Genomic DNA, 12,768 nt, shown 5'->3' on the forward strand with positions numbered 1-12,768 from the left:
CAAATGGCAGTGTAAAAGCTAGAAATAGTGCTAAAATTGTAGTTCCATCAGTATTTGAAGATGGTGTAGCTTATGGTATTGAAAGATATATTTTAGGTAAATAGGATTTTTTTTATTTATCTAGAATAAGATAGAGAGAATATATTTTATTAATAAATTTTTTTAGATATGGAAGGTTGGGGCATCAACCTTCTTTGGAGAGATATAGTAAGACCTGCTATTTTAGTAGGCAAGTATCGTTTGTATCCAAGAATCCCCTGCCTTTAGGCATGGGGAGTATGTCAAAAGAACATTTCCACTTTATTTAGAAGATGATACAAATGCTAATCCGACTGGTGGCATTTGTGAAATTCAATATAAATTAGTTGATGGTGAAGCTTGCCGAATTTTAAAACTTGTTAAATACACTATTTATAATATTGTAGATTAAAAAGTAATGAAATAAAATCATAAATAAAAATCCTACAGATAAATTCTGTAGGATTTTTTTATATAAATATAATTATTTAGCCATCAATTCAGCGATTTTATTAGCAATTGCAGCTGGGTCTTCTGGCATCATACCTTCGATGAGAAGTGCTTGAGCATATAAAAGTGAGCAATAATCTTTGAAGGCAGTACTTTCTTTGCCTTGTTCATGTACTTTTTGTAAACGAGCAAATAAATCATGTTTTGGATTGATTTCTAAAATACGTCTAGCTTTGAACATTGGATTATTTGCATCAGCAAAAGCTTGTTCCATAGCGAAGCTTGGACCTTGTTCGTCTGCTACTAAGCAAACAGCAGAGGATTTTAAACGGCTACTGATTTTTACTTCAGCAACTTTATCGCCAAGAGTTTCTTTGATATCTTTGATTAAATCTTCATTGGATTTTGCGATTGTTTCAGTTTCTTTTTTCACTTCTTGAGATTCAACATCATCAAGGTCTAAATCGCCACGGCTGATGGAATGGAATGGTTTACCTTCATATTCACGCATAACTTCAATAGCGAACTCGTCAACGTTATCAAGGAAGTATAATACATTAATACCTTTATCGCGTAGAATTTCCATCTGTGGTAAGCTATCGATACTTACACGGTCTTTACCTGTAGCATAGTAGATTTTTTTCTGGCTTTCAGGCATATTTTCTACATATTCTTTTAAAGTGATGAGTTTATCTTCTTTGGAAGTGGTGAATAAGAGTAAATCTTTTAATTTATTTACTACATCACTGCCACCATTATATACACTGCCATAGATACCGATTTTTAAGGATTTACCGTATTCTTTCCAGAATTGTTCATATTTACTGCGGTCTTTTTTGAGTGTATTTGCTAATTGTTTTAAGATAGTTTTTTCTAAGTTTTTACCGATTAATTTTAATTCACGGCTCTGTTGTAAAAGTTCACGAGAGATATTTAAGGAGAAATCAGGAGAGTCAACTAAACCTTTAACAAAGCGGAGATATTCAGGTAAGAGGTCTTTGCATTTATCCATGATGAATACATGGCGAGAATAAAGCTGTAAGCCTGGTTCATAATCGCTATGATAAAGATTGTAAGGAGCATGTGCAGGGAAGAATAAAAGGGAAGTGTATTCGATATTACCTTCGATTTTATTGTGCATTACTTCCATTGGTTTTTCCCAATCATGGAAAAGATTTTGATAGAATTCAGTGTATTCTTCTTCTTTGATTTCAGATTTATTTTTAGCCCAAAGTGGTTGCATGGAGTTTAAGATGCGAACTTCATTTTTCTTGATAGTACCAGCACCTTCGATTGGTTTACCATCAGCATCTTTTGGCTGTTCTTCAATGACAAAGTTCATTTTGATTGGGTAACGAACATAATCGGAATATTTTTTTACAAGAGATTGTAATTTATATGTGTCAGTGAAGTTTTCTTCAGCTTTATCACCATAGAATTCAGGTAAAAGTGTGATAGTGATATTAGTACCACGGCTATCTTTAGTGCATTCTTCGATAGTGTAAGAACCATCAGCTGTGGATTCCCATTTATAAGCTTGAGCTTCGCCGGCTTTTCTGGAAACTACAGTGATTTTTTCAGCTACCATGAAAGCGGAGTAAAAACCTACACCGAATTGACCGATTAAATCTTTTTGAGTGTCATTGTCGCCTTCTTTAGCTTGTTGAAGTTTTTCCAAGAATGCTTTTGTACCAGATTTTGCGATAGTACCTAAGTTTTCAATGAGTTCTTCTCTATTCATACCAAGACCATTATCAGAAATAGTCAATGTATGGCTAGCTTCATCAGGAATTAAGAAGATTTCATAATCGCTATTGCCTTCGAGTAAATCACGATTTGTAAGTGATTCAAAATGTAATTTATCGATTGCATCAGAAGCGTTGGAAATTAATTCGCGAAGGAATATTTCACGGTTTGTATAAATAGAATGTATCATTAAATCGAGTAATTTTTTAGTTTCAGCTTGAAATTGATGTGTTTCTTTAGCCAAGATTTGTCACTCCTAAATTTAGATTAAAAATGAATTATTAGCACTCTAATACAAAGAGTGCTAACCGTTAATTATTATTATATAATTATAGGTCAAAATGTCAATAGAGAATAAAAGAAAAAGCCAGTTATACTGGCTTTTTCTCTATTTTTAAGATTATTTATCATTGAAGGATAATAAACCATATTGGTAATTATTAATATCATCTTCAGTTAATGCTGATTTTGATGATAAAACGATACAGTAATTGGATTTTGCACCTTTAAAATATGTTTCGATATTTTGTCCTTCTTGTTCAATTGTTTTATCTACTTGACCATCTTTATCTGTATCGATTTGGATAGTTTTTGCAGTAACAGCATAAATAGCATTATGTCCTTGAATTGGAACAAGAGAAATCGCTTCATATCCACGTTCAATAGCTAATCGAGTAAATAAATCTTGTCTAGCTTCATCAGTTAAATTATCAAGGTCAGGAAAAGTATCATTACTGAAAGCATTTGGGGAAACAACCCAGTATTTTGTAGGGTTATGACCATCTGTTTCAAATATGAGAACATCTCCTTGTTCTTGAGGGGAAAGAATGCTCAAATTAATTACAGCGAGAGGTTTTTCAGGACATTTTATACTGTAACCGAAGCGTTCACTAGTATATAAATATCCGTCTGCTGCAAAACTTGTGCCTGGCATAGCTGCTACAGCTAGTAGTGTAAAAATACTCATAAAAGTCAGAAACATTCTTTTTAACATCATAAGTATATCTCCTTAAATTTATAGAATAAGATGCTATAAATTTATAGCATCTTATTCATAGTATTTATTTAGCCAATTATATCATAGATAAGCATAAAAAGCGATTTTTATTTTATATCAAAAGATAATATTGGTCAAAAAAATTACATAAATTTATCGACTTCGGATTTTGGTTTAACTTTCTTATCTCCAGTGAGCCAAGAAGTTATTTTCATAACAACAAGATACATAACAGGGATTAAGAATACACCTAAGATAGTGGCAAAAATCATACCACCAACAACGGCAATACCCATGTTATTACGAGCAGCAGCACCAGCACCAGTTGCTACAGCAAGTGGTAAACAGCCGATGATGAATGCAAGAGATGTCATTATGATTGGACGAAGACGAAGTTTTGCCGCTTCTAGAGCAGCCTTTAATGGTTTCATACCAGTATCAACACGAACTTTAGCGAATTCTACGATAAGAATAGCGTTCTTAGCTGCCAAACCGATGATAACGATGATACCGATTTGCATATAGATACTGATTTGCATATTTAAGACATATGCAGATAATAAAGCACCAAAGATACCAGTTGGAACAGTCAACAATACAGCATATGGTACGCTCCAGCTTTCGTATAAAGCAGCAAGGCATAAGAATACGAATACAAGAGCAAGAGCCATAACTTGAGTTGTAGAGCTTGTTGCAGCACGTTCTTCACGGCTTTGACCAGACCAGTCAATATTAAATCCAGTAGGTGCCACTTCTTTTACAACTTCTTCGATAGCAGCCATGGCTTGACCAGAGCTATATCCATCTTTTGGACTACCTTGAATTGTAACACTTCTGCTAGCATTGAAACGAGAGATGATAGCAGGACCTGAATTTAATTTTGGTTTAATTATAGTATTTAATGGAACCATTTGACCATTAGATCCGCGAATAAAGATGAAACGTGTTGTATCAGCTTCATTACGGAAATTGCTGTCTGCTTGCATTACTACTTTATAAGTACGACCAAATTGGTTGAAATCGTTGATTTCAGTACCACCAAAGTTTACTTGGAGAGCAGTGAATACATCAGAAATATTTAAACCTAAGTTTTTAACTTTTTCACGGTCTACTTCAAATTCATATATTGGTGATTTTATACTGTAAGTAGTATATACACCTTGAAGTTCTGGACGCTGATTAGCGGCAGCAACGATTTTTTTAGTGATAGTATCTAATTCTTCATTAGTATGACCGCTCATATCTTGCAATTGAAGATTGAAACCGCTGACCATACCAAGACCTGGAAGAGATGGTGGGTTCATGGCGATGATAGAAGCTTCTGGGTAATTCATACCTTGTTTAAATGCCATACCAACTTCAGCATCGATACTTGTTTCTGGAGTAGTTCTTTCACTCCATGGTTTTAAACCAACGAAGAAAGTAGCTGCACTGGATTTTGCACCACCAGATAAAATATCATAACCAGAAATACCCATAACCTGGTCAACACCTGGATTTTGTCTGAGTTCTTGAGATAAGGCATCCATTATTTCTTCTGTACGATTTAAGGAAGTACCTTCTGGTAATGTTACAGAACCAAGATAGAAACCTTGGTCTTCTGGAGGAATGAATGTAGTTGGTAATATTCTAAATAAACCAGCCATAAGAGCTGTGATGATTACAAGGAATACTACGCAAAGTTTAGCTTTACCAATGAGGAAAGCAATACATTTTACATATCCTCTAGTCATCCAATTCATGAATTGGTTAAATCTAATAAAGAAACTACCTATAGTAGAGTCTTTATTTTCATTAGGAGTATGTGGTTTTAACAAAGTAGCACAAAGTGCAGGTGTAAGTGTTAAAGCCACAAAGGCAGATAATGCCATAGAAATAGCAATAGTCAAAGCGAACTGACGATATAAAACCCCTGTCATACCGCCTAAACCTGCTACTGGTACGAATACAGAGGCAAGTGTGAAGGCAATAGCGACAACTGGACCTTGTACCTCGTCCATAGCACGACCTGTTGCTTCTTTAGGGTCAAGACCATCTTCTGCCATATGACGCTCAACGTTTTCGATAACAACGATAGCATCATCGACAACAAGCCCGATGGCAAGAACCATACCGAATAAGGTAAGTGTATTAATAGTAAAATCTAATACAATGAAGGCTGCAAAAGTACCGATAAGGGAAACTGGTACAGCGAGCATTGGAATTAAAGTTGCACGCCAGCTCTGTAAGAAGATATATACAATGAGCATAACGAGTAAGAGGGCTTCAACAAATGTTTTAACAACTTCCTGAATAGATTCGCTGATATATGTTGTATTATCTACAACTGCTTCATATTCTAAATCAGGAGGGAAGTCTGCTTTAGCTTCTTCGAGGATTTCTTTTACTTGGCTTACAGTTTCCATTGCGTTAGCATCACTTGTAAGCTGAACACCGAAACCTACAGAATTTTGATTATTATGTTTAGCAGAAATATTATTTGTACGAGCGCCAGTTTCTACTCTAGCAACATCTTTTACACGAACGAAGGAACCACTATTATTATCAGAACGAATAATGATGTTTCCAAATTCTTCAGGTGTTATTAAACGACCTTGAACTTTACCTGTATATTGGAATTCTTGGTCTTTTGGTGCAGGCATCTGACCGATTGTACCAGCAGGAGCCTGAATATTTTGTTCTTTTACTGCACTGACAACATCAGCTACAGTAAGACCGAGTTCAGCTAATTTATCAGGATTGATCCAAAGACGCATTGCATAGTCAGCACCGAATACGTTTAAGTCCCCAACACCTGGAACACGTTTGATTTTATCTACGAGATAAATATCAGCATAGTTTTTTAAGAAAACACTATCATAAGTACCGTTAGGTGATGTTAAAGTCAATACCATTGCCATATCACTAGAGGCTTTACGAGTAGTAAGACCATATGTTTGAACATCAGTTGGTAAGCTTGGTTCAGCAGTAGAAGCATTGTTTTGTACTTTTACTGAGTCCATATCACCATCAGTACCTAATTTGAAGACTACTTGTAAGCTATATCTACCATCATTTGAAGCAGTAGAACTCATATAGTCCATGCCTTCAACACCGTTTACTTGCTGTTCAACTACTTGAGCGACAGTTTCATTTACGGTATCAGCATTGGCACCTGTATAAGTTGTGCTTACAGTAATTGTAGGTGGAGAAATCTGTGGATATTGTGCTATTGGTAAGTTAAAAGCAGAAATTGTACCTAAGATTACAATGATTAAAGATATAACAATAGCAAATATCGGACGATTTATAAAGAATCTTGACAATTATAGCACCCCCTGATTAAAAAGTTAAACCTAATTCTTCAGGAGTTACCATAGTGACGTTAAGAGGAACGCCTTCTTGTAATTTAGTAAGACCTTCAACAACAACAACGTCATTAGCATCTAAACCATCTTTAACAATCCAATAACTACCAACTTTATCACCTAAAGTAACAGCTTTACTTACAGATTTATTGTCTGGACCTACTACAGTTACGAAAGTTTTTTCAAGAACTTGTTGTACTGCACGTTGTGGAATTAAAGTAGCATTTGGAATTACTTGTCCAGAAATTTTTACACGAGCGAACATACCAGGAAGTAAAAGACCATCTGGATTATCAAATAAAGCATTGATTGCAAGTGTACCAGTATTTGTAGTTAAAGAACGGTCTACTTGCACAAGGTGACCAGAAACAGGATATTCTGTACCATCACTTAAAGTGATAGTTACATTATTAGTATCACTATTAAAGAAAGATGCAAGATTTAAATATTCATTTTCACTTACATTAAATTGAGCATATACCTGGTCTACAGAGCCCATTGTTACAAGAACTGTACTTCCAGCAGTAGCATAAGCACCTACATCAATATCATTGATATCGAGTTTACCAGAAGTTGGGGCATAAACAACTGTATCATCTAAATCTTCTTGAGCTTTTTTTACAAGAGCAGCATTGGAATCAATGATTGCTTGCTGAGCTTGCAATGATGCAGTTAAAGCTTCTACTTGAGATTGTTGAGTTGCAGCTTGTTGATCGGAAATTGCGTTTTGAGATAATAATGTTTGGTAACGGTTATTATCTACTTGAGCATTTTGTAATGTAGCTAAAGCGTTTTGATAATTAGCTTGAGATTGAGCTAATGTTGCTTGAGCTGAGAGCAATGTACTTTCATATTGACGACTGTCAATTTTGTAAAGTGGTTGACCTGCTTGTACGAATTCGCCACCTGTAATATATTTTTCAACAATTGTGCCTGAAACACGAGAAGTGATTTTTACTTCGTCTGTTGATTTGATATTACCAGCATATTCATAATTAAGTGGTGTATCACGTTTGATTACCTGCATTGCTTTTACAGTTGCAGGACCACCTGCTGTTTTGTTGCCCTGTGATGTAGCTGTTAACTTAGAATATGCAAGATATCCAATAAGTGCTATAACTACTATGGCTACAACTAGGATAACAGCTTTTTTCTTTGATTGTGTGGCCAAAATTATTAAACCTCCTTTGATAAATTTCAAAAGCTGTGCTTTAGCACAGCTTTATAATCAGCTTTTTAGATTTTTTATAAATAGCTGATAGTACACAAGTATTTACTATTATCGTGTTCTATAGTATAGTATATCTATTGAAAAGTCAAGAATTTTGCACTCTTGAAGACAGTTTTTAATCTGGTTTTAATCTTTGAAAAAATAAAATTTTTTATTATTAAATTTTGACAAAGGGAGAGAAATTTTTGGAGAAGAATAGCAGAAAGATATCAGATATTTATTTTGATTTGTTTGATATTATGATGACTTATAATCACAAATTATGGCGAACTGCAGCTTTGCCATTACCACTCAATCACTTTGCAGTGATGTATTATCTTTTTGAAAAAGAGGATACATTTGCTACTGTAACAGAGCTAGCAAAACATTTATCTATATCAAAACAACAAATGAGTCCTATCATTGATAAATTAGTGAAAAAAGAATTTATTAAAAAGACTTGTTTAAGTAAGGATAGAAGATATAGTCAAATTTCTTTGAGTGAAAAAGGTAGAAATTTTTTAAAGGAACATCAAAAATCGCAAAGACTTATTTTTATGGAAAGCACGACTGATTTATCAGATAGTGATACGGAAAAATTTGATCAAAGTGTAAGACTTGTAAAGAAAATGATGGCGAAAATATTCGAAAAGCAAAAAGGATAAACTGGTTTACATGTTGACAATAATGATTATTTGCTATATCATAAAAAATCGAACCATTTATTTAATAAAATGAGATTAATGGTTTTGTGATATGGGGGTAATTAGAATGAAAATGAGTAAATTGGCAATTATAGGTCTTGGTCATGTAGGTTCAGCTGTATTAACACAAGCAATGGCAATGAATTTAGCTGCTGAAATCGTATGTATAGATATTAATGAAAAAGTAGCTCATGGCGAAGCTTTAGACGCAACTCATGCGACACCTTGTACGTATGTACCAGGTATGAAAGTTTATTCAGGCGATTTTAGTCAGTGTAAAGATGCTGATATAATTATTTGTTCTGGTGGCCCTAGTATCTTACCTGGGGAAAAATTAGACAGATTAATACTTGCAGAACGAAATGTAAAAGTTATTGGCGAAATCATGACAGAGGTTACAAAATATACAAAAAATACACCTTTTATCATGATTACTAATCCGCTTGATGTAACTACATATTTGGCAGCTACTAAATTCGGTTATGAAAAAGGAAAATTATTCGGTACAGGGACTACTTTAGAAACACTTCGCTTAAAACGCATCATAGCAAACCATTATAATGTTGATGCTAAAGATGTTCAGGGCTTTATGCTTGGTGAACATGGTAATTCTGCTTTTCCTGCATGGTCTACAATCAGCATTGGCGGTGTGCGTTTAGCTGATTTAGATAAATATTATGATCATAACAGTGATTTTGATAAAAAAGCTATAGCTCAAGAAGTAGTAAATACAGCATATGATGTATTATTGTCTAAAGGTTGGACAAATACTGGTATAGCAATGGGTGCTTGTAGATTAGCTCGTGCTGTTATGTTTAATGAACGTTGTGTAACACCAGTTTCTACTCCGCTTGAAGGCGAATATGGCTTAACAGATGTAGCACTTAGCTTGCCAAGTATCATTGGTGCAAATGGTGTAGAAAAACGATTAGCTATAGATTTACCAGAAGATGAATTAAAAGCTCTTCATTTTAGTGCAGAAAGTATAAAAACTGTACTTAGAGCAAATAAATTAATTGACTAAGTATGAATATAAAATAAAGCTACTTTTGATTTAGAGATAAAATCGAAAGTAGCTTTATTATTTTGGTAAGAAAATAAAGTTGTTTGCAAGAAAAACCATAGATATAAAAGACAAGTATCTTTAGATGTGATAGAATAACATAGATATTGTAAAAAATAATGATAGATTTTAAATAACCTAAGGGGATTTTTAATGGAAAAAAGTAAATTAGTTATTTGTGATTTAGATGGTACTTTATTTGATACGCGCAGAGTGAATTATATGGCATATCGTGAAGCTATTGAAAGAGCTGGATTACCTGTGGTTTTTGATTACGATATATATGTTGAAAAATGTTGGGGCCCTACTTATCGTGGATTTTTACCGATAATGGGTGTTCCTGAAAATCGTTTTGAAGAAATTCATGATGCTAAGAAATTATATTATGAAGAAAATCTAAAATATGCTACAGAAAATACTCATTTGTTTAATATTATTAAAGCTATGAAAAATGAATATCATACAGCTGTAGTAACAAGTGGTTCAAGTAATTCTAAAGATATTTTGCGTTATTTTGGCAGATTAGAATTATTTGATGTTATTTTTACTATTGATGATGTGAAAAATGGCAAGCCAGATCCAGAAGGATTTTTAAAAGCAATGGAATATTTTAAGGTTAAGCCAGAAAATACCATTATTTTTGAGGACTCTGACGTAGGCTTGGCAGCTGCAAGAAAAACAGGTGCTAGTATTTGCATAGTTGATGATTTTAAATAATATGATTAAAATGAATTTTTGAGGTGAAATATGTTTACAATAACTACAAATTCACCTGAACAAACAAGTCTTTTAGGTGAAAAGATAGCAAATTTAATTCAAGATAATTTGATAATTTGTCTTGAAGGTGATTTAGGTGCAGGTAAAACTTTATTTACACAAAGTTTATGTAAGGCATTAAAAGTAAAAGAAATCGTTACAAGTCCTACTTTTAATTTAATGAATGTATATGAAGGTAAAAAGCGTATATATCATTTTGATTTATATCGTTTAGAGCAACCAGAAGATTTAGAGGAAATTGGTTTTTATGAGTATACTGATGTTGAAGATGAAGTAGTATTGATTGAGTGGCCAGATAGATTTTTTGCCTATATGCCAGAAGATTATTTGCATTTAAAAATCGAGCGTGGCGATAGTGAACAAAAGCGTATAATTACTATCAATATTGAAGGTCAAAAATATAAAAATATTTATGAGGAGTTGAAGCACTGTGGCAATATTAGCGATTGATACTTCAACAATAGTTTCAGGTGCTGCTATTGTGCAAAAAGATAAATTAGTTGCAGAGATTATCATGCAATTAAAATTACCCCAATCAGAAGTTTTATTAGGGCATGTGCAAGATGTTTTAAAAATTGCACATATGGATAAGTCTGATTTAACAGGTGTAGCTATAAGCATAGGACCTGGCTCTTTTACAGGGCTACGCATAGGTCTTGCTACTGCTAAAATGTTATCATATGCTTTATCCATTCCTGTAGTAGCTGTATCTTCATTAGAGGCTATGGCTTATCATTATCCAGTGCCAAGTGTATATGTGGCAAGTGTATTAGATGCACAAAAAAGCAATGCTTATTTTGCTTTGTATGAATGGAATGGCAAGGGCTTTGATGAGAAAAAACAAACTTGCGTGATGGATTTTGAAGAAGTGGTAAAATATTGTTCTACACTAGACAAACCAGTAGTATTTGTGGGAGATATCGCTCAAAAGAAAGCAGATATAATCGCTCAATATGAAAATGTTTCTTTAGGTTTACCACATCTTTGTATGCCTAGAGCAAGTAATGTGGCTATGGCAGCAAAAGTTAGATTTGAAAATGAAGATTATGATAATATCATGGATTTAGAACCTGTATATATTCGCCGTTCAGAAGCTGAAGTTTTATGGGAAAAACGCCATGGCGAAAAATTAACAGATTTATAAGGTGAAAATATGCAAATAAATTTTCGTAAAATGACTCCAGAAGATGCAAGTGCTGTGGAAGTTGTAGAAAAATCTTGTTTTGATATGCCATGGTCAAGACAATCTTTTTGGCAGGAAGCTTCTAATGATAAAGCTTATTATTTGTTGGCTTTAGATGGCGAAAGAGTCATTGGCTATGTAGGTGTTTGGATATTATTTGATGAAGCTCAAATAACAAATGTAGCTATAACTCCTGAATATCAAAACAAAGGTATAGGTCGATTGATGATGAAGGAAATCATCAAGATTTCTCAAGAAAGAAAGGCAAATGCTATGACTTTAGAAGTTCGACCAAGTAATAAAGGAGCAATACATTTGTATGAATCATTAGGTTTTAAATCTGTAGGTCGCCGTCGTGGGTATTATGAAGATGGTGAAGATGCTGAAATCATGTGGATAACAGATTTGACCAATATAAAATAATATACTGAGGTGATAGTATGCACCAATATTTATTTTTTGTTGGTGATTTTCCGATAAGAGCATATGGTCTGATTTTATCTTTGAGTATTATTTTGGCAACAGGTGTGGCTTATTTCTTAGCAAAACAAGATGGCAGATGGCACAATCATATTGTAGATATCGGTATTTATAGTGGTATCGCTGGTATTGTGGGCGCTAGATTGTGGGATGTATTTTTCTTTGATTGGGCGTATTATAGTCATCATTTAAGTGAAATTTTTTATGTATGGCAAGGTGGTATGGCTATTCAAGGTGGTATTGTTTTTGGCGTGGGAGCAGGAATTATTTATGCTAGACGTCATAAAATAGACATCTTAGCACTAGCTGATATCGTAGCCCCAGCAATTATTTTAGGGCAAGCCATTGGTCGTTGTGCCAATTTATTGAATGGCGATGCTTTTGGTGCGCCAACTGATGGCAATTTTGGTATTATTTATCCAGAAACAACGCTTGCTTACCATACGTATGGTGCTCAACCATTATGGCCTGCTGAAGTATGGGAAGGTCAAATTGATTTTGTGATTTTTGCTCTACTATTGATTTTTAGAGCTTTTCCTCATGCCAAAGGTCAAGCTTTTTCTTTATATATAATGTTATATAGTTTAGCTCGCTTTGGCTTGGAATTTTTGCGTGGCGATTATGCTACTCCTGTATTTTTAAGCTTTACATCTGCACAGACAACTAGTTTAGTAGCATTTATTTTAGCGTTGATTTTCTTTATTTATTGTCAGATAACATATTCTGGACAGAAGAAAACAGTCAAATCTAAAATAAATAAAAATAGAATAAAAAATAAAAGAGGATATTAAAT

The 12,768-nt window shown here is 33.8% G+C and carries 11 protein-coding genes; 7 read left to right on the forward strand and 4 right to left on the reverse strand.

The genetic code is table 11. The annotated features are described in order from the left end of the window. Window positions 1-502 precede the first annotated feature (502 nt). From htpG to F553_RS0101640, 4 genes are all read right to left on the reverse strand, one after another. Complete coding sequence (gene htpG / locus F553_RS0101625; protein ID WP_018998730.1) at window positions 503-2,458, reverse strand: molecular chaperone HtpG; 1,956 nt, start codon at window positions 2,456-2,458, stop codon at window positions 503-505. 156 nt (window positions 2,459-2,614) lie between these two features. After that, a complete protein-coding gene (locus F553_RS0101630) occupies window positions 2,615-3,211 on the reverse strand; it encodes a hypothetical protein (protein WP_018998731.1) in 597 nt (198 codons plus the stop codon). A gap of 143 nt (window positions 3,212-3,354) precedes the next feature. Continuing rightward, the gene (locus F553_RS0101635) at window positions 3,355-6,516 is read right to left on the reverse strand and encodes an efflux RND transporter permease subunit (protein WP_018998732.1); all 3,162 of its coding nucleotides are present in this window, start codon (window positions 6,514-6,516) and stop codon (window positions 3,355-3,357) included. 16 nt (window positions 6,517-6,532) lie between these two features. Then, a complete protein-coding gene (locus tag F553_RS0101640; RefSeq protein ID WP_018998733.1) occupies window positions 6,533-7,729 on the reverse strand; it encodes an efflux RND transporter periplasmic adaptor subunit in 1,197 nt (398 codons plus the stop codon). A 245-nt stretch (window positions 7,730-7,974) separates the two neighbouring features. Here F553_RS0101640 and F553_RS0101645 point away from each other — a divergent pair, with 245 nt between their 5' ends. The 7 genes from F553_RS0101645 (at window position 7,975) to lgt (ending at window position 12,766) form a co-directional block, all read left to right on the forward strand. Further along, window positions 7,975-8,433, forward strand: a complete 459-nt coding sequence (locus F553_RS0101645) for a MarR family winged helix-turn-helix transcriptional regulator (RefSeq protein WP_018998734.1) — start codon at window positions 7,975-7,977, stop codon at window positions 8,431-8,433. Window positions 8,434-8,539: 106 nt separating this feature from the next. Next, window positions 8,540-9,496 carry an L-lactate dehydrogenase gene (locus tag F553_RS0101650; RefSeq protein WP_018998735.1) on the forward strand — a complete coding sequence of 319 codons (957 nt, stop codon included), beginning with the start codon at window positions 8,540-8,542 and terminating at the stop codon, window positions 9,494-9,496. A 192-nt stretch (window positions 9,497-9,688) separates the two neighbouring features. Beyond that, window positions 9,689-10,252 (forward strand): HAD family hydrolase, encoded by a 564-nt coding sequence (locus F553_RS0101655; protein ID WP_018998736.1) that lies wholly within the window; start codon window positions 9,689-9,691, stop codon window positions 10,250-10,252. A 30-nt stretch (window positions 10,253-10,282) separates the two neighbouring features. Continuing rightward, window positions 10,283-10,762 (forward strand): tRNA (adenosine(37)-N6)-threonylcarbamoyltransferase complex ATPase subunit type 1 TsaE, encoded by a 480-nt coding sequence (gene tsaE / locus F553_RS0101660; RefSeq protein ID WP_018998737.1) that lies wholly within the window; start codon window positions 10,283-10,285, stop codon window positions 10,760-10,762. Next, on the forward strand, window positions 10,743-11,456 hold the full coding sequence (gene tsaB, locus F553_RS0101665; protein WP_018998738.1) for a tRNA (adenosine(37)-N6)-threonylcarbamoyltransferase complex dimerization subunit type 1 TsaB: 714 nt from the start codon (window positions 10,743-10,745) through the stop codon (window positions 11,454-11,456). Before tsaE ends, tsaB begins: the two co-directional genes overlap by 20 nt. A gap of 9 nt (window positions 11,457-11,465) precedes the next feature. After that, on the forward strand, window positions 11,466-11,918 hold the full coding sequence (gene rimI / locus F553_RS0101670; RefSeq protein WP_008539654.1) for a ribosomal protein S18-alanine N-acetyltransferase: 453 nt from the start codon (window positions 11,466-11,468) through the stop codon (window positions 11,916-11,918). Window positions 11,919-11,935: 17 nt separating this feature from the next. After that, the gene (gene lgt / locus F553_RS0101675; RefSeq protein WP_018998739.1) at window positions 11,936-12,766 is read left to right on the forward strand and encodes a prolipoprotein diacylglyceryl transferase; all 831 of its coding nucleotides are present in this window, start codon (window positions 11,936-11,938) and stop codon (window positions 12,764-12,766) included. The last annotated feature ends 2 nt before the right edge of the window (window positions 12,767-12,768 follow it).

Origin of the sequence: Megamonas rupellensis DSM 19944 (assembly GCF_000378365.1) — a bacterium.
GTDB lineage: Bacteria > Bacillota > Negativicutes > Selenomonadales > Selenomonadaceae > Megamonas > Megamonas funiformis.

What these genes read in the sequence shown, in the direction of transcription:
- rimI (WP_008539654.1), top strand. Translation starts at nt 11,466, where the DNA reads ATGCAAATAAATTTTCGTAAAATGACTCCAGAAGATGCAAGTGCTGTG.
- lgt (WP_018998739.1), top strand. Translation starts at nt 11,936, where the DNA reads ATGCACCAATATTTATTTTTTGTTGGTGATTTTCCGATAAGAGCATAT.
- F553_RS0101630 (WP_018998731.1), bottom strand. Translation starts at nt 3,211, where the DNA reads ATGATGTTAAAAAGAATGTTTCTGACTTTTATGAGTATTTTTACACTA.
- tsaE (WP_018998737.1), top strand. Translation starts at nt 10,283, where the DNA reads ATGTTTACAATAACTACAAATTCACCTGAACAAACAAGTCTTTTAGGT.
- F553_RS0101655 (WP_018998736.1), top strand. Translation starts at nt 9,689, where the DNA reads ATGGAAAAAAGTAAATTAGTTATTTGTGATTTAGATGGTACTTTATTT.
- F553_RS0101650 (WP_018998735.1), top strand. Translation starts at nt 8,540, where the DNA reads ATGAAAATGAGTAAATTGGCAATTATAGGTCTTGGTCATGTAGGTTCA.